General features: G+C 66.6%; 21 protein-coding genes. 12 read left to right on the forward strand and 9 right to left on the reverse strand.

The window, feature by feature from the left end; genetic code table 11:
* Nucleotides 1-207 precede the first annotated feature (207 nt).
* From AzCIB_RS15660 to tal, 12 genes are all read left to right on the forward strand, one after another.
* Nucleotides 208-1,233: an ABC transporter substrate-binding protein gene (locus tag AzCIB_RS15660; RefSeq protein ID WP_050416750.1), complete on the forward strand. Its 1,026-nt coding sequence runs from the start codon at nucleotides 208-210 to the stop codon at nucleotides 1,231-1,233.
* Nucleotides 1,230-2,027, forward strand: coding sequence for an ABC transporter ATP-binding protein (locus AzCIB_RS15665; protein WP_050416751.1), 798 nt, complete (start codon nucleotides 1,230-1,232; stop codon nucleotides 2,025-2,027). The genes AzCIB_RS15660 and AzCIB_RS15665 overlap by 4 nt, the downstream gene beginning before the upstream one ends.
* Before the next feature lie 22 nt (nucleotides 2,028-2,049).
* Complete coding sequence (locus AzCIB_RS15670) at nucleotides 2,050-2,880, forward strand: ABC transporter permease (RefSeq protein WP_050416752.1); 831 nt, start codon at nucleotides 2,050-2,052, stop codon at nucleotides 2,878-2,880.
* Between the two features lie 55 nt (nucleotides 2,881-2,935).
* Complete coding sequence (locus tag AzCIB_RS15675; RefSeq protein ID WP_198149541.1) at nucleotides 2,936-3,529, forward strand: thioredoxin family protein; 594 nt, start codon at nucleotides 2,936-2,938, stop codon at nucleotides 3,527-3,529.
* A gap of 141 nt (nucleotides 3,530-3,670) precedes the next feature.
* Nucleotides 3,671-5,329, forward strand: coding sequence for a long-chain-fatty-acid--CoA ligase (locus AzCIB_RS15680; RefSeq protein ID WP_050416754.1), 1,659 nt, complete (start codon nucleotides 3,671-3,673; stop codon nucleotides 5,327-5,329).
* A gap of 268 nt (nucleotides 5,330-5,597) precedes the next feature.
* The gene (cysT, locus tag AzCIB_RS15685) at nucleotides 5,598-6,434 is read left to right on the forward strand and encodes a sulfate ABC transporter permease subunit CysT (protein ID WP_050418398.1); all 837 of its coding nucleotides are present in this window, start codon (nucleotides 5,598-5,600) and stop codon (nucleotides 6,432-6,434) included.
* The gene (cysW, locus tag AzCIB_RS15690; RefSeq protein ID WP_050416755.1) at nucleotides 6,434-7,354 is read left to right on the forward strand and encodes a sulfate ABC transporter permease subunit CysW; all 921 of its coding nucleotides are present in this window, start codon (nucleotides 6,434-6,436) and stop codon (nucleotides 7,352-7,354) included. Before cysT ends, cysW begins: the two co-directional genes overlap by 1 nt.
* A complete protein-coding gene (locus AzCIB_RS15695; protein WP_050416756.1) occupies nucleotides 7,351-8,439 on the forward strand; it encodes a sulfate/molybdate ABC transporter ATP-binding protein in 1,089 nt (362 codons plus the stop codon). The genes cysW and AzCIB_RS15695 overlap by 4 nt, the downstream gene beginning before the upstream one ends.
* On the forward strand, nucleotides 8,436-9,380 hold the full coding sequence (locus tag AzCIB_RS15700; RefSeq protein ID WP_050416757.1) for a CysB family HTH-type transcriptional regulator: 945 nt from the start codon (nucleotides 8,436-8,438) through the stop codon (nucleotides 9,378-9,380). Before AzCIB_RS15695 ends, AzCIB_RS15700 begins: the two co-directional genes overlap by 4 nt.
* Before the next feature lie 60 nt (nucleotides 9,381-9,440).
* Nucleotides 9,441-10,418 (forward strand): cysteine synthase A, encoded by a 978-nt coding sequence (cysK, locus tag AzCIB_RS15705; protein WP_050416758.1) that lies wholly within the window; start codon nucleotides 9,441-9,443, stop codon nucleotides 10,416-10,418.
* Nucleotides 10,415-11,212, forward strand: coding sequence for a pseudouridine synthase (locus AzCIB_RS15710; RefSeq protein ID WP_232299241.1), 798 nt, complete (start codon nucleotides 10,415-10,417; stop codon nucleotides 11,210-11,212). Before cysK ends, AzCIB_RS15710 begins: the two co-directional genes overlap by 4 nt.
* Nucleotides 11,213-11,324: 112 nt before the next feature.
* Complete coding sequence (gene tal, locus AzCIB_RS15715) at nucleotides 11,325-12,401, forward strand: transaldolase (protein ID WP_050416759.1); 1,077 nt, start codon at nucleotides 11,325-11,327, stop codon at nucleotides 12,399-12,401.
* A 90-nt stretch (nucleotides 12,402-12,491) separates the two neighbouring features.
* Here tal and AzCIB_RS15720 read toward each other — a convergent pair whose 3' ends face one another.
* From AzCIB_RS15720 to motA, 9 genes are all read right to left on the reverse strand, one after another.
* Nucleotides 12,492-14,375: a chemotaxis protein CheA gene (locus AzCIB_RS15720; protein ID WP_198149542.1), complete on the reverse strand. Its 1,884-nt coding sequence runs from the start codon at nucleotides 14,373-14,375 to the stop codon at nucleotides 12,492-12,494.
* A 96-nt stretch (nucleotides 14,376-14,471) separates the two neighbouring features.
* The gene (cheZ, locus tag AzCIB_RS15725) at nucleotides 14,472-15,344 is read right to left on the reverse strand and encodes a protein phosphatase CheZ (protein ID WP_050416760.1); all 873 of its coding nucleotides are present in this window, start codon (nucleotides 15,342-15,344) and stop codon (nucleotides 14,472-14,474) included.
* Nucleotides 15,345-15,378: 34 nt separating this feature from the next.
* Complete coding sequence (gene cheY, locus AzCIB_RS15730; protein WP_018991156.1) at nucleotides 15,379-15,780, reverse strand: chemotaxis response regulator CheY; 402 nt, start codon at nucleotides 15,778-15,780, stop codon at nucleotides 15,379-15,381.
* Between the two features lie 34 nt (nucleotides 15,781-15,814).
* Nucleotides 15,815-16,771, reverse strand: coding sequence for a chemotaxis protein (locus tag AzCIB_RS15735; protein ID WP_050416761.1), 957 nt, complete (start codon nucleotides 16,769-16,771; stop codon nucleotides 15,815-15,817).
* A gap of 12 nt (nucleotides 16,772-16,783) precedes the next feature.
* Complete coding sequence (locus AzCIB_RS15740; protein WP_050416762.1) at nucleotides 16,784-17,752, reverse strand: chemotaxis protein; 969 nt, start codon at nucleotides 17,750-17,752, stop codon at nucleotides 16,784-16,786.
* Nucleotides 17,753-17,937: 185 nt separating this feature from the next.
* Nucleotides 17,938-18,570, reverse strand: coding sequence for a chemotaxis protein CheB (locus AzCIB_RS15745; protein WP_050416763.1), 633 nt, complete (start codon nucleotides 18,568-18,570; stop codon nucleotides 17,938-17,940).
* Nucleotides 18,554-19,417, reverse strand: a complete 864-nt coding sequence (locus AzCIB_RS15750) for a CheR family methyltransferase (RefSeq protein WP_050416764.1) — start codon at nucleotides 19,415-19,417, stop codon at nucleotides 18,554-18,556. Before AzCIB_RS15750 ends, AzCIB_RS15745 begins: the two co-directional genes overlap by 17 nt.
* Before the next feature lie 178 nt (nucleotides 19,418-19,595).
* Nucleotides 19,596-20,636, reverse strand: coding sequence for a flagellar motor protein MotB (gene motB / locus AzCIB_RS15755; RefSeq protein ID WP_050416765.1), 1,041 nt, complete (start codon nucleotides 20,634-20,636; stop codon nucleotides 19,596-19,598).
* A gap of 66 nt (nucleotides 20,637-20,702) precedes the next feature.
* Nucleotides 20,703-21,557, reverse strand: a complete 855-nt coding sequence (gene motA / locus AzCIB_RS15760; protein ID WP_050416766.1) for a flagellar motor stator protein MotA — start codon at nucleotides 21,555-21,557, stop codon at nucleotides 20,703-20,705.
* Nucleotides 21,558-21,631 lie beyond the last annotated feature (74 nt).

The raw sequence follows: 21,631 nt of genomic DNA on the forward strand, positions 1-21,631 counted from the left end.
CGGACTACGGTCCGGCCGACGGCGGGCGCCGTGCCGTACGCGCTTATCGCATCCGACGATAAGCGCCCGTTATCTTCCCCGCTGCAATACATCCGAATTTTTCTTGGTTCGTCAGCGCGCCGCCGCCGCGTAGATTTTGTGCATAGGACGGCGGCAGCGCATGAGGCGCGGGCCGCGGACGTCGCACATTGCCCAGGGAGAATTCCAATGCATCCATCTCGAATCGCACGCGCCGGCCTCCTCGCACTGTCTCTGCTTGCGGCAACCGGTGCCGCACAGGCGGAGAGTCTGAAGGTGGGCTACCTGCCGGTCACCGGCCACGCCAAGTTCTTCGTCGCCAAGGAATACGGCCTGTTCAAACAGGAGGGGCTGGACGTCGAGCTGATCGAGTTCCAGAACTCGGCCGACGGGCTCAATGCCGTTACCGCCGGCAAGCTCGACGTCGGTGCCTTCGGCACCACTGCGCCGCTCGCGCACTACGCGAAGGGGGCGGACCTGAAGGTCATCGGCGGCATCATGGGGCTGGACGCGGCGCTGGTCGTGACGCCCGAAAAGGCGGCGTCGATCCGCAACATCGGCGACCTGCGCGGCAAGAAGGTGGCGACGGTGCGGCTGGCGACGGGCGATGCGGTGCTGCGCGGCGCGCTGCACGACGAGAAGATCGACTGGAAGAACGACCTGAAGATCTTCGAGCTGAAGAATCCGCCTGCGGTGATCGAGGCGGTGAAATCCGGCCAGGTCGACGCCGGTGTGGTGTGGGGGCCGCACGATATCCGTGCCGAGCGGCAGGGGCTGAAGATCGTCGTACGTTCGTCCGAGCTGCAACCGGGGCATCCGTGCTGCCGCATCGTCGTGACCTCGGACAAGCTCAAGCAGGGCGACACGCACGTGCGCTTCCTGCGCGCGATCCTGAAGGCGGAGAAGTTCGCGGCGGAGCGCAGGAAGGAAACCATCGACGCGATCCAGAAGTACGTGAAACTCGATCGCGACGTGCTGGAGCAGGGCTACTACTCGCCCCATCTGGACCAGTCGACCGACCCCAACGTGGAGGGCACGCAGAAGTTCTGGACGACGCTGGTGAGCTCGGAAGTGGTAGACGGCACGCGCCCGCTGGCGCCGATCTTCGAGCTGACGCCCTACCGCAAGGCGCTCGACAGCCTCGCGAAGGAGAGCCCGCGCGACGCGTTCTGGCAGACCCGCCTGAAGAGCGAAGCGACGAGGAACCGGCTATGAGCGGCGCGACGACTGCGGCCCTGCGCGTGGAGCGGCTGCGTTTCGGCTACGGCGGGACGACGGTGCTCGACGGCATCGACCTCGCGGTGGAGGAAGGCCGCTTCCTCGCCCTGCTCGGCCCCAGCGGTTCGGGCAAGAGCACGCTGCTGCGCCTGATCGCGGGCCTGGAAAGGCCCGAACGCGGGCGCGTGCTCGCCGGCGACCGGCCAGTCGCCGGGCCGGGCGTCGAGCGGGCGGTGGTGTTCCAGAACTATGCGCTGTTTCCGTGGATGCGCGTGGTCGACAACGTTGCCGAGGGCGTGCGCAAGGCGAGGCCGGGGATTGCCCGCACGGCGGCGCGCGTGCGGGCAGCCGATTACCTCAAGCGCGTGGGTCTGCCGGGCGTCGCGGAGAGCTACCCGTTCGAGCTGTCCGGCGGCATGCAGCAACGGGCGGCGATCGCCCGCGCGCTGGCGCTGGAGTCGCCTTTCCTGCTGATGGACGAGCCCTTCGGGGCGCTGGATCCGGTCAACCGGGCACGCCTGCAGGATCTGCTGGTCGAGCTGTGGCAGGGGCGCACGCCGCGGCCGACCGTGGTGTTCGTGACGCACGACGTCGACGAGGCGCTGCTGCTCGCCGACCGCGTCGCGGTGCTGGGGGCCTCGCCAGGGCGGGTCATCGCGGATTTCGCCGTGCCCTTCGAGCGTCCGCGCTCGCGCGCGGCGCTGTTCGGCGACCACCGCTTCCACGCACTGCGCGAATCGATCGCCGAGGCGCTCGACGCGGACACGCTGGCCCGCCTCGCGGCGGCCTGAACCGTCATCTGGAGAACCGTTCATGATTTCCGAAACTTCGACGCTCGACGCCGTGTCGGTGCCCGCGGACACATGGGACGACGCCGACGCGGCGTCCGCGCGGTCAGCCCGACTCGCCTTCGCGTGGGAACCCTGGCTGCTGTGGCTGGCGTTGCTCGCCGCGTGGCAGGGCATCGCGAGCCTGATCGCCGGACAGGGCAATCCGCTGCTGCCGCCCCCCGTGGTGGTGCTCGACGCGCTGTCGCAGTCGCTGCCGGAGCTGATCACGGGGACGTGGTCGTCGCTGCTGATCCTGCTGCCCGGCTTCGCGCTCGCGGTCGTCGGTGGCGTCGGCCTGGGTCTCGTCGCGGGCACGTCGCCGCGACTGGGGCGGGCGCTCTTCCCCTTCGCGAAGGTGGCGGCGCCGGTGCCGCCGACCGTCTACATCCCCTACGCGATCGCGGTGCTGCCGACCTTCCACCTGTCGGCGACCTTCGTCGTGTTCGTCGGCGCCTTCTGGCCGGTGTTCCAGAACACGGTCGCCGGCGCGCACGCCGTCGAGGGGCGGCATCGCGACAACGCCGCCGTGCTGGGTTTTTCCCGCCTCGAATACCTGCGCAAAGTGGTCTTTCCCGCGAGCCTGCCGCACATCTTCTCGGGGATGGCCGTGGGGCTGGGTTTCGGCTTCATCCTGCTGACGGTCGCCGAGCTCTTCGGCGCGAACACGGGCCTCGGTCGCTTCGTCCAATACTACGCAGACTTCGCCGACTACCCGCGCATGGTGGCAGGCATCCTGTACACCGGCGTCGTGACCTGGGCAGCGATGACCGTGCTCGAGCGGGTCCGGGCGCGCGCGCTGTTCTGGCTGCGCTGAGGCGACGGCGATGAGCACGTTTCTGCGCAAACATGATTTTCGGGGGACTGCCGTCATGCCCGAAACACCCCGCCCCGACGACGAGGAAGACAAGGAGCGCTACGTCGCGCGCCAGCTGTGGTGGGCGCTCGCCGGCCTGCTGCTGTTCGCGCTGACCCTGCTGTTCGGCTGGGGCGGCGCACACGCGGCGGGGGGACGCTACGCATCGGACGCGCCCCTCTTCGCACCGACTGCGGACCTCGCCACCGCGCTCGCCGACGCGCGCCGCGCGGGGCGCAAGGGGGTCGCGGTGCTGTACGAGATGGACGGCTGCGGCGAGTGCGCACGCGTGAAGGGCACGACCTTCCGCGATCCCTCGCTGCAGCGCGAGTTGCGTGCCCACTTCGTGCCGGTCAGCCTGCGCGCGGACGAGCCGGTGGCGCTGCGCGACTTCGACGGCGGTGTGACGACGCAGGCCGCGTTCGCCAACGCACAGCGCGTGTTCGCGCTGCCGACCGTGGTGTTCTACGACCTCGACGGCTTCGCCGTGGCACGCCAGCCCGGCAGCCGCTGGCCGGCCGCCGAGTGGCTGCGGCTGGCGCGCTACGTGCGCGACGGCGGCTACGAAGACGCGCCGTTCCAGCCGCGCACGGCGGCATCCGGACACTGACCGGCATGCGCCGCGCCGCAAGCGGCGCGTGCGTGGAAAAAATTCCCCAAAGAACGCATTACGCCACGGGCGCGGCGCCCGTGCGCGCGTTCGTCCCCTTCTCATTCCCAATTCCATTCGACGCAAACAGGAGGTTTTCCGATGCAGGGATTGATGATGCAGCTGCCGCTGCTGATTTCCGGCCTGATCGCCCATGCCGACCGCAATCACGGCGATACCACGATCGTCAGCCGGCTTGCCGAAGACCCGCAGGGCCCGCTGCACCGGACGACCTGGCGTGAAACCCACCGCCGGGCCCGCCAGCTGGCCAATGCCCTCGCGCACCTGGGCGTGCGCCAGGGCGGCCGCGTGGCGACGCTCGCGTGGAACACGCATCGTCACCTCGAGCTGTACTACGCCGTGGCCGGCAGCGGCGCGGTGTGCCATACGGTGAATCCGCGCCTCTTCGACGAACAGATCGCCTGGATCCTCGCGCATGCCGACGCGCAGGTGCTGTTCTTCGACGCCACCTTCGCAGACATCGTCGCACGCATCGCACACAAGCTGCCGCAGGTGACGCACTTCGTGCAGATGACCGGCCGCGAATACTTGCCCGCGAACTTTCCGCGCGAGTTGCTCGCCTACGAGGATCTCGTGCATCGCCACTCGGAACACTACGCGTGGCCGCAGCTCGACGAGAACGCGGCATCCAGCCTGTGCTACACGTCGGGCACGACCGGCAACCCGAAGGGCGTGCTGTACAGCCACCGCTCGACGGTGCTGCACGCCTACGCCTGCGCCCTGCCCGACAGTTTCGGCATCTCCGCCCGCGACACGGTGATGCCGGTGGTGCCGATGTACCACGTCAATGCCTGGGGCCTGCCCTACATCGCGGCACTCACGGGCGCACGCCTCGTGCTGCCGGGACCGCTGCTGGACGGCGCCTCGCTGCACCGGCTGATCGTCGATGAGGGCGTGAGCTTCTCGAACGGGGTGCCGACGGTGTGGGCCGGCCTGCTGCAGCATCTCGCACAGCAGGGCGGCGGGCTCGGACGTCTGCGTCGTCTGGCGGTTGGCGGCTCGGCCTGTCCGCCCGCGATGGCGGAGTCCTTCGCCCGTCACGGCGTGGAAGTGCTACGGACGTGGGGCATGACCGAGCTGTCGCCGATCGGCACCGTGAATGTGCCACGCGCCGACGAGGCGACGCTCGCGCCCGAACGGCGAGAGGCGCAAGGACTCACGCAGGGGCGGCCGCTGCCGGGAGTGGAACTGGCGATCCTCGACGACGACGGCCAGCCGTTGCCGCACGACGGCGAATCCTTCGGCGAACTGGTGGCGCGCGCGCCGTGGGCACTGCGCCAGTATTACGGGCGCGAGGAAGGCGACGGCTTCACCGCCGACGGCTGGTTCCGCACCGGCGACGTCGCGACCATCGACGCGGGCGGCTACATGCAGATCACCGACCGCGCCAAGGACGTGATCAAGTCCGGCGGGGAGTGGATCAGTTCGATCGAGCTGGAGAACATTCTCGCCGCGCATCCGGCCGTCGCCGAAGCGGCGGCGGTCGCCGTGCCGCATCCGAAGTGGGACGAGCGGCCGCTGATGGCGGTGGTGCTGAAGCCGGGCGCCGGACTCGACCGCAATGCGATGCGCGCCTTCTACGACGGCAAGATCGCGCACTGGTGGCTCCCCGACGACCTCGTCGTGGTGGACGAGATTCCGCACACCGCCACCGGCAAGATCAACAAGCTCGCGCTGCGCGAGCGCTTCCGCACCTACCGCTGGCAATCGCAGGCAGTCGCCGTAACTCCGCCACGGTAACCGCCTACGGCCCGCATCCCGGGCCGCACGGGCAGCCGGGACGCGGGCAACCAGCCGGTCAAAGGCGAGATTGCCACAAGTTGGCACCGTATCCGCTCCGACGGGGTGCAGCGGGGGGCCACCAAGCGCATGGAGAGACGAACGAGCCGAAAAAACACGCCAGACGCCCTTAGCAGGAATTCGAATAACAAGCCCGTTTTTTATTATTTAACGAGCACAAGCGGCGCGCATAGACTTGATTCATGAAATGCATATGGAGCGCCAAGATATGAGCGCCAGCCGGACCTTCCGGGTGCTGCCGGGTTTCCACCTGACGCTCGGCTACACCGTCGCCTACCTCTCGCTGATCGTGCTGCTGCCGCTCGCCGCGGTATTCCTCAAGAGCGCCAGCCTCAGCGCCGCGGAATTCTGGCACGTGATCAGCGCCCCGCGCGTCGTCGCGACCTACCGGCTGTCCTTCGGCGTGTCGCTTGCTGCCGCCACGATCAATGCTGTGTTCGGCCTGATGCTGGCATGGTCGCTGGTGCGCTACAGTTTTCCGGGCAAACGTTTCATCGACGCTCTCATCGATCTGCCCTTCGCGCTGCCCACGGCGGTCGCCGGCATCGCGCTCACTGCGCTGTACGCCAAGAACGGCTGGATCGGGCAGTACCTCGATCCGCTGGGGATCCAAGTGGCGTTCAAGCCATTGGGCGTGCTGGTCGCGTTGGTGTTCATCGGCTTGCCCTTCGTCGTGCGCACCGTGCAGCCCATCCTCGAGGACCTCGATACCGAACTGGAGGAAGCCGCCGCCAGCCTGGGCGCCCAGCGCTGGCAGATCTTCCGCCACGTGATCCTGCCGGTGCTGCTGCCCGCGCTGCTGACGGGCTTCGCGCTGGCCTTCGCGCGCGCCGTGGGCGAGTACGGCTCGGTCATCTTCATCGCCGGAAACATCCCGATGGTGTCCGAGATCACGCCGTTGATGATCATCACCAAGCTGGAGCAATACGACTATGCCGGCGCCACCGCGATCGCCGTCGTGATGCTGGTGCTGTCCTTCGCGTTGCTGCTCCTGATCAACGGCCTGCAGGCCTGGACCGCGAAACGTACCGGGAGGGACCGCTGATGTCTGCCGCAACGACACTCGACTGGACTGCGGCCCCGCGGGGCGACGCCGCGATGCGCTTCGAATCCCGCGAGGCCACGCGCGAGGTGCCGTGGGTCAAATGGACCATTCTCGGCATTTCGCTTACCTTCTTCGCGGTGTTCCTGCTGATGCCGCTGGTCGCGGTCTTCGTCGAAGCGCTGCGCAAAGGCTGGGAAACATACTGGAGCGCGCTGATCCATGAAGATGCGCTGTGGGCGATCAAGCTCACGCTCACCGCGGCCGCGATCTCCGTGCCGCTCAACCTGGTGTTCGGCGTTTGCGCCGCGTGGGCGATCGCGAAGTTCGAGTTCCGCGGCAAGCATCTCCTCATCACGCTGATCGACCTGCCCTTCTCCGTGTCGCCCGTGATCGCCGGCCTGATCTATGTGCTGATCTTCGGCGCGCAAGGATGGGTTGGCCCCTGGCTCGCGGAGCATGACATCAGGATCATCTTCGCCGTGCCCGGCATCGTGCTCGCGACCGTGTTTGTGACCTTCCCCTTCGTCGCGCGCGAGCTGATTCCGCTGATGCAGGCGCAGGGCCGCGAGGAGGAGGAAGCCGCGATCGTGCTCGGCGCGAACGGCTGGCAGACCTTCTGGTATGTGACGCTGCCGAACATCAAGTGGGGCCTGCTATACGGGGTGATCCTGTGCAATGCCCGCGCGATGGGCGAGTTCGGCGCCGTGTCGGTGGTTTCCGGGCACATCCGCGGCCAGACCAACACGCTGCCGCTGCACGTGGAGATTCTTTACAACGAATACCAGTTCGCCGCCGCCTTCGCGGTGGCCTCGCTGCTGGCCCTGCTCGCCCTCGTGACCCTGGCGGCCAAGACCTGGGTAGAGCACCGCGCCAGCGGCGGGAATCAATCACGAGAAGCCCATCAGGACGCTGCATCATGAGCATTCAGGTCAGGAACATCTGCAAGACCTTCGGCAACTTCCTCGCGCTGGACGACGTCTCGCTCGACTTTCCCACCGGCGAGCTCGTCGCCTTGCTCGGGCCGTCGGGCTGCGGCAAGACGACGCTCCTCCGCGTCATCGCCGGCCTGGAACAGGCGGACGCCGGACAGGTGCTGCTGGACGGGGCCGACGCCTCGCGCACGCATGTGCGCGAACGCCAGGTCGGATTCGTGTTCCAGCACTACGCGCTGTTCCGCCACATGAACGTGTTCGACAACGTCGCCTTCGGCATGCGCATGAAGCCGCGCGACCAGCGCCCGTCGGAGAAGGCGATCCGCGCGAAAGTCGAGGAGCTGCTCGCCCTCGTGCAGCTCGAATGGCTCGCCGACCGCTTCCCCTCGCAACTTTCGGGGGGACAGCGCCAGCGCATCGCGCTCGCCCGCGCGCTTGCGGTGGAGCCGCGTGTGCTGCTGCTCGACGAACCCTTCGGGGCACTCGACGCGAAGGTGCGCAAGGAACTTCGCCGCTGGCTGAGGAAGCTGCACGACGAGCTGCACATCACGTCGATCTTCGTCACGCACGACCAGGAGGAAGCGCTGGAAGTGGCCGACCGCGTCGTGCTCATGGACCGCGGCCACGTCGAACAGATCGGCACGCCGGAGGAGGTCTACCGCCAGCCCGCCACACCCTTCGTTTACGGCTTCCTCGGGTCGGTGAACTTCTTCCACGGCCGCGTCGACGGTGGCAATCTGCGTGTCGGCGAGGACGTGCTTCCGCATGCGCAGCAGGATTTCGACACCGGCTCGGAAGTCATCGCATTCGCACGCCCGCACGAACTGGACCTCGTTCCGGACGCGCATGCCGACACCGGCGTCGCGGCGCGCATCACGCGCATCCAGGCCTTCGGCGTCAGCGTGCGCGTCGAGCTCGACGGACTGAACGGCGCCACCGGCCAGCATTTTGAAGTCGAACTGACGCAGCAGCGCGTCACCGAACTCGCCCTCTCCGAGGGACAGACCGTGCGTCTGCTACCCTCGCGCCTGAAAGTCTTCCAGCGCAACGACGCCATCGGAGCAAGCGCATGAATTTCCAGCAGCTACGCATCATCCGCGAGACGGTGCGCCGCAACTTCAATCTCACCGAGGTCGCCAACGCCTTATTCACGTCGCAGTCGGGCGTCTCCAAGCACATCAAGGATCTCGAGGACGAACTCGGCGTCGAGCTCTTCGTGCGCAAGGGCAAGCGCCTGCTCGGCCTCACCGACCCGGGCCGCGAGCTCGTCGTGATGGTCGAGCGCATGCTGCTCGACGCCGGCAACATCAAGCGCCTGGCCGAGCAGTACAGCAACCGCGACGAAGGCCGCCTGACCGTCGTGACCACGCACACACAGGCGCGCTACGCGCTGCCCCAGGTCGTGACCGAGTTCAAGAAGGCTTACCCCAAGGTGCTTCTCAAGCTCCATCAGGGCAGCCCCGAGGAGATCGTGTCGATGCTGCTGGACGGGCAGGCCGATATCGGCATCGCGACCGAGGCGATCGCGGATGTAGCCGAACTGGCGTCCTTCCCCTATTACTCTTGGCATCACTCGGTGATCGTGCCCGCCGGTCATCCGCTCGACAGCGCAACACCGCTTACGCTGGAGGCGATCGCGGAATACCCGCTGATCACTTACCACGAAGGCTTCACCGGTCGCTCCATCATCGACCGCGCGTTTGCCACCGCGGGTCTGTTGCCGGATTTCGCGATGTCCGCAATGGATGCAGATGTCATCAAAACCTACGTCGAGCTGGGGCTGGGCGTCGGCATCGTCGCGTCGATGGCCTTCCAGGCGGGCCGCGAGGGCGAACTCCGCCAGCTCGACAGCAGCCACCTGTTTCCCGCCAACACAACGCGCATCGCGGTACGGCGCGGGCACTACCTGCGCGGCTTCGCCTACCGCTTCATCGAGATGTGTTCGCCGACGCTCACCGAAGCGACGGTACGCAACAGCGTCACCCCGGCGGGCAACGGCCACGCCGAAGAATGAGGCAGCGCGCCGCGCGCCGGCGCCTGCTATTCTCCGATTTCCGGACCAAGGAGCCTTCATATGTCGAACTGGTATACCGATAACGCCGAATCCATCGGCAAGACGCCGCTGATCAAACTGAACCGCATCATCGACGGCGCCCCCGCGACGGTGCTGGGCAAGATCGAAGGTCGCAACCCTGCCTATTCCGTGAAGTGCCGCATCGGCGCGGCGATGATCTGGGACGCCGAGAAGCGCGGCCTGCTCGGCCCGGGCAAGGAAATCGTCGAGCCCACCAGCGGCAACACCGGCATCGCGCTCGCCTTCGTCGCCGCCGCGCGCGGCATTCCCATCACGCTGACGATGCCCGACACGATGAGCGTCGAACGGCGCAAGCTTCTGGTTGCCTACGGCGCCAAGCTGGTTCTTACCGAAGGCGCCAAGGGCATGAACGGCGCGATCGCGAAGGCCGAGGAGATCGCTGCGTCCGACCCGAACAAGTACGTGCTGCTGCAACAGTTCACGAACCCCGCGAACCCGGCGATCCACGAAGCGACGACCGGCCCCGAGATCTGGAACGACACCGACGGCAAGATCGACATCCTCGTATCGGGCGTCGGCACCGGCGGCACCATCACCGGCGTGTCGCGCTACATCAAGCAGACCCAGGGCAAGGCGATCCTGTCGGTCGCCGTCGAGCCGAGCGCAAGCCCGGTGCTCACGCAGACGCGCGCGGGCGAGCCGCTGAAGCCTTCGCCGCACAAGATCCAGGGCATCGGCGCCGGCTTCGTGCCGAAAGTGCTGGACCTGTCGCTGATCGACGCGGTCGAGACCGTCAGCAACGAGGACGCCATCCTCTACGCCCGTCGCCTCGCGCGCGAGGAAGGCATCCTGTCGGGCATCTCCTGCGGCGCGGCTGTGGCCGTCGCTGCACGCCTCGCACAGCGGCCCGAGAACGCAGGCAAGACCATCGTCGTGATCCTGCCGGATTCCGGCGAGCGCTACCTCAGCTCCATCCTGTTCGAAGGCCTGTTCGACGCGACCGGCGCGGCGCTTTGAGCGACGCAGTTTCGACGACCGACGCGGGGGCACAGGCCCCCGCGGCACAGGCTGCGGAAACCCTGCCCATCCTGTACCGCGACGATTTCCTCGTCGCCGTGCACAAGCCCTCCGGGCTGCTCGTCCATCGCTCCGTCCTCGACGTGCATGAAGAGCGCTTCGCGGTGCAGATCCTGCGCGACCAGATCGGCCGCCACGTGCACCCCGTGCATCGACTCGACAAGGGCACCTCGGGCGTACTGCTGTTCGCACTCGACCGCGAAACGGCAGCCCTGGTGTCGTCGGCCTTCGAACGACAGGCGGTGCGCAAGACCTACCTCGCCGTCGTGCGCGGCCATTCCCCCCCGGAAGGCGTCATCGACCACCCGCTGACGCGCCGTTTCGACGACGCCGAGCGCCGCCCCGAGACCGCGGCGGACGCCCCCGCACAGGACGCCGTAACGCGCTATCGCCGCCTCGCCACCACCGAACTGCCCTACCAGGTCGATCGCTACCCGACCAGCCGCTACGCACTCGTCGAACTCAGCCCCGCCACCGGCCGGCGCCACCAGATCCGCCGCCACCTGAAGCACATCTCCCACCCCATCATCGGCGATGCAACCTTCGGCAAGGGACGGCACAACCGCCTGTTCGCGCAGCTCTTCGGCGTCTCGCGCCTGCTGCTCGCGTGCACCCGCATGCAGCTCGCCCATCCGCGCAGCGGGGACGCGCTCGATCTGAGTGCGCCCCTCGCAGAAGACTTCGCCCGCGTACTCGACGCACTGGGCTGGACCGATCCGGCGAGGGCTGCGTAGCAGACGCAGGAAACGCCCGGCAACACCCCCGTGTGCGCGGAGTCTTCTTGCCGTCACCGATTCGTTGCACAATGAATCTCCACGACTACCAACACGACACCGGCTCCAGCTCATGAATCCCCTGCTCCAGGTCCGCGCCCAGGGTCAGCAAGTCTGGCTCGACAACCTCTCCCGCACCCTGCTCAACGAAGGCCAGCTCGCGAAGATGATCGCCGAGGACGGCGTCGACGGCATCACGACGAACCCGGCGATCTTCCACAAGGCCATCGCGGGGGGGCGCTATTACGAGGACGACCTCGCGGCGCTGAAGAAGCAGCCCCTTGATGCCGAAGCGCGCTACGAAGGACTCGTGATCCCCGACGTGCAGCGCGCCTGCGACCTGCTGCGCCCCACCTGGGAGCGCAGCGGCGGCAACGCCGGCTACGTGAGCCTCGAGGTGTCGCCCGCCCTCGCCCACGATGCCGCCGGCACGGTCGCCGCCGGCGTCCGCCTGAAGCAGGCCGTCGCACGCGACAACCTGCTGATCAAGGTGCCGGCGACCGTCGCCGGGCTCGACGCGATCGAACTGCTGATCGGCCGCGGCGTGAGCGTCAACGTAACGCTACTGTTCTCCCTCGCCCACGTCGATGCCGTTGCCGATGCCTATGTCCGGGGACTGCAGCGGCTGCGTCAGGCCGGCGGCGACGTGCGCAAGGTGATGTCGGTCGCGAGCCTGTTCCTGTCCCGCGTCGACACCCTCATCGACAAGCAACTCGACGAGCTCGGCGGCGAGGCATTGGCCCTGCGCGGCAAGGCTGCCGTGGCGATGGCGAAGCTTGCCTACCAGCGCTATCGCGAGCGCTTCCACGGCATGGCGTTCGCGGAACTGCGCGGACTGGGCGCACGCCCGCAGTACATGCTGTGGGCGAGCACCGGCACCAAGAACCCGGCCTACAACGACCTGCTCTACGTCGAGCCGCTGATCGGACCGGAAACCGTGAATACCCTGCCCGACGCCACGCTCGCTGCGCTGCGCGACCACGGCAAGGTCGCAGCGACGCTCGCCGACGACGTCGGCGCCGCACGCTCGGCCTTCGACGCGCTGAACGACCTGGGCCTGGACATGACGGCGGCCGGGGAGCGTCTGCAACGCGAGGGCCTCGCGCAGTTCGAGGACGCGTTCGCGCAGCTGCTGCAACTCACCGCCTGACGCACGCGCGACGGACAGCACAACACAAGACAAAGCCCGGCGGAGGTCATCCCTCCCGCCGGGCTTTTCGTTTCCTGCGCCGGCCAGTGTTCAGGCGGTCGCGACCTGCTTCGCCATCATCGTCATGCGGCTCAACCAGCGCTGGTCGCCGGCGCTGCCGAGTAGTTCCTTCATGTCGAGGATCAACACGATCTGGCCGTTCGACAGCGTCGTCACCCCGGCGACGCCCTTCGGGCGGAAGTCGTCGAGCGACTTGATCACCGCATCCTCGCGGCCCGCGAAGCTGTCGATACCGAGAATGAAGGACATCTCCGCCGTCTGCATGAGCACGCCGTAGTAGGGCGCACGCTCCAGCGGCCAGCCCAGCAGCCCCGCCAGCGGCATGATCGGCAGGACCTCGCCGCGCACCACCATCGTCGCGCGCCCGCCGACCTCCTGCACCTCCTTCGCCTCGATCGGCAGGATCTCGCGCACCATCGACAGCGGCACGGCGAAGGGCTGATCGCCCAGGCGCACGAGCAACACCGGCAGGATCGCCAGCGTCAGCGGCAGGCTGATCACGAAGGTCGTACCCTTGCCGAGTTGCGACTGGATCTCGATGTTGCCGTTGAGCTTCTGTATGTTGGTGCGCACCACGTCCATGCCGACACCGCGGCCCGACACGTCCGACACCTGCGCCGCCATCGAGAAGCCCGGCAGGAAGACCAGGTTGAAGCTCTGACGCTCGTCCATCGAGTTGGACTCTTCGTCGGTGATGAGCCCCTTCTCGACCGCCTTGGCGCGCAGACGCTCGGCGTTCATGCCGCGCCCGTCGTCGGCGACCAGGATCACGATGTGGTCGCCTTCCTGGCGCGCCTCCAGGCGCACGATGGATTTTTCCGGCTTGCCGGCCGCGATCCGCCCGGCCGCATCCTCGACGCCATGGTCGACTGCGTTGCGGATCAGATGGATGATCGGGTCGGCGAGATCCTCGATCATGGTCTTGTCGATCTCGGTTTCCTCGCCGGCCAGCACCAGCTCCACGTCCTTGCCCATGTTGCGGGCGAGGTCGCGCGCGATGCGCGGATACTTCTGGAACAGGCGCCCGATCGGCTGCATGCGCGTCTTCATGACGGCGTTCTGCAGATCGGACACGAGCAGGTCGAGCTGGCTGACCGCAATATCCAGCGAATGCAGCGTCTCAGTGTCGTTGCGGCCGGAGAGGATGTCGCTGCGCAGCGCGTTCAGGCGGTTCTTCGTCAGGCCGATCTCGCCAGAGAGGTTGAGTACCTGGTCGAGGCGCGTGGTATCGACACGGATCGAGTTGTCGCGCTGCTTCTCGCCCTCGCGGCGGCCCGTGCTGACCTGCGAACCGGGTTTGTCGCTCGCCCGGCGACCCACCGCTGCCTTGATGACTTCCTCGGGCGGGAGCGTCGGGGCGGCCGGAACGACCGCCGCCACCGGCCCGGCTTCACGCACCGGCTGCACCACGCGCGCCACGCCGGTGACGACACCGTGCAGCAGCTCCCAGTCGGGGGCGCCGCCAGCCGCAGCCTGGCTAGCCGCCGCCGCTGCGGGGATCTCCGCGCTGCCGGCGACCAGCTCGCCCGCGATCGCCTGCCTGAGGCGCGCGATCAGGTCCGGATCGGCCGCAGTCGGCTGCATGCCCTGCTCGAGGCTCGCGAACATTTCGCGCACCGTCGCCGTCGCCGCCATGATCGCGTCCATGATCTCCGGCGTCACGACGAGTTCGCCATTGCGCAGGTTGTCGAACAGGTTTTCCGTCAGGTGGCACAGCGTGACCAGTTCGGTCGCGTTGAGAAAACCGGCCCCCCCCTTGATCGTGTGGAAACCGCGGAAGATCTCGTTGAGCAGGGCGCGGTCGTCGGGCGAGCGCTCCAGATCCACGAGCTTGTTGTCGACCCCGGAGAGCAGGTCTCCCGCCTCGATCAGGAAATCCTGAAGAAGGTCTTCCATTCCGGCGAAGTCACTCATCACGTTCTCGCTTACTTGTTGCGGGCCGGTGGCCCCGTTCATTCGCCGGCCCAGTCATCCGGGGTACCCGGCCCGGCGGAACCGGGCATCGACCGTTCAGAAGCCCAGGCTATCCAGCAGGTCGTCCACCTGCTCCTGTGTCGTCACCACGTCGTCGCGACCCTCGGTGCTGACGACCGGGCCGTTCATCAGCCCACTGTGCTTGTCGCCCCGCTTTTCCGCCGGCGTCACCTCGAGCAGCACCTGCAGGAGTTCCGTCTCCAGCTTCTGCGCGAGGTCGACGACCTTCTTGATCACCTGGCCGGTCAGATCCTGGAAATCCTGCGCCATCATGATTTCCATCAGCTGCGCGTTGGTCGCACGGCTTCCCTCGACCACATCGCCGAGGAAGCTGCGCGTTTCCCCGGACAGCGCCTTGAACTCCTCGACCGACAACTGGTTCGCGAACAGCTTGTCCCAGCGGGCCTGCAGCTCGGCAGCACCCGACTGGATACGGCCCTGGATCGGCTGGGCGATGTCGGTCGCATTGAGCACGCGGCTCGCCGCCTGCTCGGTCATCTGCGCGATGTAGGTCAGGCGCTGGCGCGCATCGGGAATCGCCTGCACCGCATCCTCCAAACCGTCGTCGGTGCCCAGCTCGCGCAAGGTGTTGTGCACTTGTCGTGTCATCTGTCCGATTCGCGTGAACACCGCATCGCAGCTATGCTCGGATTGCGCGGCGGTGGCAACGGATGCGCCCGGCGCGGCAGTCTCTTCGGCCACGGAGCCGGCCTCGAAGCCTGCGGCAACGGAATCGAACAGCGCCTGCAGTTCGGCGTCGTCGCCACCGGAATCTCCCGCTGCAGCGGGGGCAGGCGCAGCCCGCGCTGCCACCGGCGCCGGCTGCGCCTGAGTGCTCGCGATGCTGTCGAACAGGGCTTGGAGTTCGTCCGAATCCCCAACCTCGTCCTGTTTCAACTTCTTCGCCATTATCGGCCTCCCTGATCGTCTCTTATCCCGCCCGTCAGGCGGTGGCCTTCTTGCCCATTTTTTCGAAGATCTTTTCCAGCTTTTCGGACATCGTCGCCGCGGTGAAGGGCTTGACGATGTAGCCGCTGGCGCCGGCTTGTGCCGCAGCGATGATGTTTTCCTTCTTCGCCTCGGCGGTGACCATCAGCACCGGAAGGTGCCGCAGATGCGGGGTCTGGCGGATCGTCTGCAGCAGCGTCAGCCCGTCCATGTTGGGCATGTTCCAGTCCGTCACGACGAAGTCGAACGGGGCGCTGTTGAGCTTCTGCAGGGCGACGGCGCCATCCTCGGCCTCGTCGACGTTGGTGAAGCCCAGTTCCTTGAGCAGATTGCGCACGATGCGGCGCATGGTCGAGAAATCGTCGACGACGAGGAATTTCATCTTGGGGTCGGACATTCTTGTATCTCCGTAATCTTGCGCACGACCCGGGTCAGCCTTGATGACCCCGGGTCAGCAGCGGACGCAGGGTGTCTGCGAGCGCATCGGCGTCGAATTTTGCCACGTAGGCATCCACACCGACCCGCTTTCCCATCGCCCGGTTCGCTTCCGACGACAGCGAGGAATGCATCACGACCGGGATGCCGTCGAAGCGGCTGTCGGCCTTGATGTTGCGCGTCAACACATACCCGTCCATTTCGGGCATTTCGGCATCCACGAGGATCAGGTCGAGCTCGTCGCTCACCCGGTGGCCGATCTGCTGCGCGTGGCTGGCCATGCCCTGCAGGCGCGTCCAGGCTTCCAGCCCGTTAACCGCGTGCTTGTGCTTGACCCCCAGCTTGTCCAGCACTTCCGAAATCTTCCGCCGCGCGACGCCCGAGTCGTCGACGTAGAAAACCTCGTAGTCCTCACCGTCGGGGATCGGCGAGATGTTGCCGACCACCGCATCGCCGAAGGTCGTCGCCAGCACGGTCTCGACATCGACGATCGACACCAGCTTGCCGTCGGGCAGCTCGGTGATCGCGGTGATGTAGTTATGCACGTTGCTCGAAATGTTGTCCGGCGCACGCACCTTGTCCCAATCGACGCGGATGATGCGATCGACCCCGGACACCAGGAAGCCGAGCGTGCGCTTGCTGTATTCGGTGACCATCATCGACGCGCCGAGCGGATCGCCGGGCCGCGCAAGGCCGAGGATCTTCGCCAGCGACAGCACCGGGATGACGTTGCCGCGCAGCGAGATCAGGCCCTCGACACCCGCCGGCATGTTGGGCGCGCGCGTGATGAACGGCGCAGCCGACACCTCGCGGACCTTGAACACGTTGATGCCGAAGGTTTCCGTGGTCCCGAGCGAGAACAGCAGGATCTCCATGCGGTTCGAGCCGGCGAGGCTGGTACGGCCATCGACGACGTTGAGCACGCCGTTTTCTTCGGACTGGTAGCTGGACATGACAGGAATTCCTCAGGACGCGCGGGTTTGCTGCTCATCCCGATTGAGCAGGCGGCGCAGCGTCTCGGCGAGACGCTGAGGTTCGAACTTGGGAACATATTCATCGACGCCGACCGACTTGCCGAGCTGCTGGTTCGACATGCCGGACAGCGACGAGTGCATGATCACCGGGATGCCCGCAAAGCGCGGATCGGACTTGATCGACTTGGTGAGGATGTAGCCGTCCATCTCCGGCATCTCGACGTCGGTGAGCACCAGGCTCACCACGTCGCTGACCTTGCGCCCGGTGGTTTCGGCAAACCGTGCCGCCTTCTCCAGTTCTTCCCACGCCATGCGACCGTTGATCGACCCGACATAGGGCACGCCCAGCACGTCGAGCGTGCGTTCGATCTGGCGGCGCGCGACCGAGGAGTCGTCGGCGAAATACACCGTGTGCGCGCTTCCCTCGATCGGTTCGATCCCCTTGAAGAGGTACTGATCGTCCTGGGTCGTCGTTTCCGCCAGCACCTTCTCGACGTCCAGCATCATGACCAGCTTGTTGTCCTTGAGCTCGGTGACCGCGGTGACCAGCCCCCCCATCTTCGCCGTGAGCATGTCCGGGGGCACGCGCATCTGCGCCCAGTCGAGGCGCAGGATGGTATCGACCGCCTCGACGAGGAAACCCTGCGTGTGGCCGTTGTACTCGGTGACGATCATGATGTCGCGCCGGGCGTCGGCGCCGACACCGACATAACGGCCGAGATCGACCACCGGCACCAGCACGCCGCGCAGGCTGACCATGCCTTCCACCGAGGACGGCATCTCCGGTGCAGCGGTGATGGCCGGGGTGCGCATCACCTCGCGCACCTTGAACACGTTGATACCGAAGGTCTCGCGACGTCCGGTGCGCTGATCGACACCGAGCGTGAACAGCAGTATCTCCAGCTTGTTCGTGCCGGCCAAACGCGTGCGGGCCTCGATATTCTTGAACAGTTCGGACATTTCACTCTCCGCGATACGCGGCAATATGATCGGGGCGGCATCCCTGCGCCGTGATTACAATCAAGATAACGTCAGTGACTTGAAATACTTGAGGCGCCGCACCACGGAATTTGCACCGTTTTCCCGTCGGCCCGACATTTTCGCATTATGGTCGTGGTCCGGGTGAACCGCCGCCCGGTTCCCGGCTAGGCATCGCGCGCGCCGCCCGGCACCGCCTGGCGCAACACATGCGGTGCGATGTCATCCAGCGGCACGACCTCGCACGCTGCGCCGATCATCGCCGCCTCGCGCGGCATGCCGTACACGACGCACGAGCCGGCATCCTGGGCAATGGTCCACGCACCCGCACGCCGCATCGCGAGCAAGCCTCGCGCGCCGTCCTTGCCCATACCCGTCAGCAGGACACCCACCGCCGCCGCCCCCGCCAGCTCTGCGGCCGAGCCAAAAAGCACATCGACGGAAGGCCGGTGACGGTTGACGGGATCCGCGCGCGACAGCTCGCACTGGAAACCGCCCGCCGGCACACGCCGGATCAGGAGGTGCGAATGCCCCGGCGCAATGTAGGCCGTGCCCGGCAGCACCGCCTCGCCGTTCTCTGCCTCCTTGACCCGTATCGCGCACAACCCGTCGAGGCGGCGCGCGAACGCGCCGGTGAACATCTCGGGCATGTGCTGGGTGATCAGGATCGGCGGCGAATTCTGCGGCATCCCGAGCAGGACCTGCTTGATCGCCTCGGTGCCCCCCGTCGAGGCGCCGATGAAGATGATGCGGCCACCGGACACATGCCCGGAGGACAGGGGTCTAGTTGCCGTCGGCATCGGTGCGCTGATAGACGGTGCGTCCCGTCGAACGGAACAGGTCGCCCGCGTGCATGAAACTCTCGGAATGGCCGGCGAACAGCGCCCCGTCCTTGCGCAGCAGCGGCCCGAAACGCTTGAGGATGCCGTACTGGGTCGTTTTGTCGAAGTAGATCATGACGTTGCGACAGAAGATCGCATCCAGCGGCCCCTGCACCGGCCACACCGCATCGAGCAGGTTGATGCGCCTGAAGGTCAGCAGGCGCTTCAGCTCCGGCCGCACACGATGCTCGCCCGACGCCAGACCGGCCCCCTGCTCGAAATAGCGCCGCAGCATCTCCGGCGATATGCGCGCCACGCGGTCGTCGCGATACACGCCACGCTCGGCATGCGCGAGGACGCTGGTATCGATGTCGCTGGCGATGATCTGGACAGGCGGGCTGAGCGTATTGAACGCCTCGCACGCCGTGATCGCGAGCGAGTAAGGCTCCTCGCCGGTGGATGCCGCGTTGCACCAGATGCGTAGCGTGCGACGTTCGGCGACGCGCCGCATGCGCTCGGCGAGGATGTCGAAATGGTGCGCCTCGCGGAAGAACGAGGTGAGATTGGTCGTCAGCGAATTGACGAAGGTCTCCCACTCGGTGCGATCGCGCTCGAGGCGGCCGATGTATTGCGCGAAGCTGCGGTCCCCGCATGCGCGCAGCCGCCGCGCCAGCCTGCTGTAGACCATGTCCTGCTTCGCCGGCGACAGGACGATGCCCGCGTGGTCGTAGATGAGCTTACGGATGCGTTCGAAATCGGCCGAAGTCAGCTCGAACTCGCGCTCGCCGGACGCCGACAGCGCCGACGCAGCCGCTGCGGCGGCCATCGCCGCCAGCCCCGGCGCGGAATTCGCCGCGAAATTGAGGCGAGCGGGGACATCCGCCGTCGTGCGCGCAGCAGTTACCGGCGTTGCGGGCTTGCGACCGAAGGGGGAATCACCAGCAGGCATCTTCAGACCACCTTACAGGCCGTGTCCGCACGGCAGCTCATCAAACGAAATCGCATCAGGGTGACTTCACGGGGGGTAGCGGGAGCGGCAAGGGACTGCGGCCCCTCACCGGCGGTGCGGGCGGCTGGTTCCTGCTCTCGATGTTTTCGCGCAGCTCCGTGCCGTCGAGCGGCTCAGACGAGCCGATATCCAGCGCGCCAGCCTGGTTGCGCACGGCCTCCTCAGTCTTCTTGTTCATCACGATGATGCTGATGCGACGGTTCATCGGATGAAACAGGTCGTCCTTGCGCAACGGAACCATGTCCGCGAGCCCTACGACGCGGATCACCTTGCCGGCTTCCAGACCTCCGACGACCAGCTCGCGGCGTGAGGCGTTGGCGCGGTTGCTCGACAGCTCCCAGTTCGAGAAGCCGCGCTCGCCACCGGCGTATCGCGCCGAATCGGTGTGCCCAGAGAGGCTCAGCCGGTTGGAAACGTCGTTGAGCGCACGCCCGATCGCCCGCAGCAGCTCGCGCGTGTACGGCAGCAACTCGTCGCTCGCGGTGTTGAACATGGGGCGGTTCTGCGCATCGACGATCTGGATGCGCAAGCCTTCCGACGTGATGTCGAGCAGGATCTGATTGCGGAAGGGGCGCAGCTTGGGGTCGGCCTCGACGAGGGCCTCGATGCGCCCCTTCAGGTCCTCGAGCCGTGCGCGTTCGCGCGTCGCTTCCACGCCTTCGTCGTCGCCCTCGACGCGGTATACCTCGCGTCCCTTGGCTGCATCGAGGTTGATCGAACGGCGCCCTTCGACTTCGCCGCGCTTGCGTTGGCCGAGGGAACGGGTGAGATCCTCGCCACCGCCCTGGATGATGCTCGAGCTGTCGCCCGCCCCGCTGCCACCCTGCATCGAGACCTTGAGCGGATTCATGAAGTGGTCGGCGATGCCTTCGAGGTCGCCTTGGGCCGTGGAGCCGAGCAGCCACATCAGCAGGAAGAAGGCCATCATCGCCGTGACGAAGTCGGCGTAGGCGATCTTCCAGGCGCCCCCGTGTGCCGCGGCTGCGACCTTGTTGACGCGCTTGACGACGATGGGCTGCTGGCTATCGTCGCTCATGGGCGTCTCGTGGCGCAGCGGCGGTCAGCGTCGAGCATTGGCAAGGCGACGGCGGTCATTGCGGCCTCACCCCTTGCGGGCCTTGATGTCCTGCTCGAGCTCGGCGAAGGTCGGACGCTCGCTCGAGTACAGCGCCTTGCGCCCGAACTCCACGGCGACCTGCGGGGCGTAGCCGTTCATGCTGGCGAGAAGGACCAGCTTGATGCATTCGAACATCTTGCCGCTCTCCTCCACCTGCTGTTCGAGCTGGCTCGCGATCGGCTGCACGAAGCCGTACGAGATCAGGATGCCGAGGAAGGTACCGACCAGCGCACCGCCGATCATCTTGCCGAGCACGGCCGGCGGCTGGCCGACCGAGCCCATCACGTTCACGACGCCCATCACCGCGACGACGATACCGAAGGCCGGCAGCGCGTCGCCTAGCTTGGCCATGACGTGCGGGGCGATATGGGTTTCCTGGTGGTGCGTCTCGATTTCCTTGTCCATCAGGCCTTCGATCTCGAAGGCATTCAGATTGCCGCCGACCATCATGCGCAGATAGTCGGTCAGGAACTCGACCGCATGATGGTGCGCCATGATGGTGGGGTACTTGGTGAAGATCGCGCTCGACTCGGGATTGTCGACATCGTTCTCGATCGACATCAGGCCTTCCTTGCGCACCTTCGCAAGCACCTCGTACAGCAGGCCGAGCAGGTCCAGGTACATGGCCTTGGTGTAGGGCGAACCCTTGAACAGACTCGGAAGGGCCTTCAACGTCGACCTGAACGCCTTGGGGCCGTTGCTGCCGACAAAGCCGCCGATCATCAGGCCGACGATGGCAAGATATTCCATAGGCATCCACAGCGCCATGAGACTGCCATGGACGGCGTACGTGCCGACCGATGCTGCGAGGATGATCAGATAACCAATAATGAGGAACACCGGGAAGCCCCCGTCGATTCGACACGCGCGGCAACGCCACCGCACGCCGGAAGATTTATAGCGATTCTAACGTC

The sequence above is a fragment of the Azoarcus sp. CIB genome (assembly GCF_001190925.1).
In the GTDB taxonomy this organism is placed as follows: domain Bacteria; phylum Pseudomonadota; class Gammaproteobacteria; order Burkholderiales; family Rhodocyclaceae; genus Aromatoleum.

Excerpts from the sequence above, each read along its gene's own strand:
- AzCIB_RS15660 (WP_050416750.1), top strand. The coding sequence starts at position 208 with ATGCATCCATCTCGAATCGCACGCGCCGGCCTCCTCGCACTGTCTCTG.
- AzCIB_RS15665 (WP_050416751.1), top strand. The coding sequence starts at position 1,230 with ATGAGCGGCGCGACGACTGCGGCCCTGCGCGTGGAGCGGCTGCGTTTC.
- AzCIB_RS15670 (WP_050416752.1), top strand. The coding sequence starts at position 2,050 with ATGATTTCCGAAACTTCGACGCTCGACGCCGTGTCGGTGCCCGCGGAC.
- AzCIB_RS15675 (WP_198149541.1), top strand. The coding sequence starts at position 2,936 with ATGCCCGAAACACCCCGCCCCGACGACGAGGAAGACAAGGAGCGCTAC.
- AzCIB_RS15680 (WP_050416754.1), top strand. The coding sequence starts at position 3,671 with ATGCAGGGATTGATGATGCAGCTGCCGCTGCTGATTTCCGGCCTGATC.
- cysT (WP_050418398.1), top strand. The coding sequence starts at position 5,598 with ATGAGCGCCAGCCGGACCTTCCGGGTGCTGCCGGGTTTCCACCTGACG.
- cysW (WP_050416755.1), top strand. The coding sequence starts at position 6,434 with ATGTCTGCCGCAACGACACTCGACTGGACTGCGGCCCCGCGGGGCGAC.
- AzCIB_RS15695 (WP_050416756.1), top strand. The coding sequence starts at position 7,351 with ATGAGCATTCAGGTCAGGAACATCTGCAAGACCTTCGGCAACTTCCTC.
- AzCIB_RS15700 (WP_050416757.1), top strand. The coding sequence starts at position 8,436 with ATGAATTTCCAGCAGCTACGCATCATCCGCGAGACGGTGCGCCGCAAC.
- cysK (WP_050416758.1), top strand. The coding sequence starts at position 9,441 with ATGTCGAACTGGTATACCGATAACGCCGAATCCATCGGCAAGACGCCG.
- tal (WP_050416759.1), top strand. The coding sequence starts at position 11,325 with ATGAATCCCCTGCTCCAGGTCCGCGCCCAGGGTCAGCAAGTCTGGCTC.
- AzCIB_RS15720 (WP_198149542.1), bottom strand. The coding sequence starts at position 14,375 with ATGAGTGACTTCGCCGGAATGGAAGACCTTCTTCAGGATTTCCTGATC.
- cheZ (WP_050416760.1), bottom strand. The coding sequence starts at position 15,344 with ATGGCGAAGAAGTTGAAACAGGACGAGGTTGGGGATTCGGACGAACTC.
- cheY (WP_018991156.1), bottom strand. The coding sequence starts at position 15,780 with ATGTCCGACCCCAAGATGAAATTCCTCGTCGTCGACGATTTCTCGACC.
- AzCIB_RS15735 (WP_050416761.1), bottom strand. The coding sequence starts at position 16,771 with ATGTCCAGCTACCAGTCCGAAGAAAACGGCGTGCTCAACGTCGTCGAT.
- AzCIB_RS15740 (WP_050416762.1), bottom strand. The coding sequence starts at position 17,752 with ATGTCCGAACTGTTCAAGAATATCGAGGCCCGCACGCGTTTGGCCGGC.
- AzCIB_RS15745 (WP_050416763.1), bottom strand. The coding sequence starts at position 18,570 with ATGCCGACGGCAACTAGACCCCTGTCCTCCGGGCATGTGTCCGGTGGC.
- AzCIB_RS15750 (WP_050416764.1), bottom strand. The coding sequence starts at position 19,417 with ATGGCCGCCGCAGCGGCTGCGTCGGCGCTGTCGGCGTCCGGCGAGCGC.
- motB (WP_050416765.1), bottom strand. The coding sequence starts at position 20,636 with ATGAGCGACGATAGCCAGCAGCCCATCGTCGTCAAGCGCGTCAACAAG.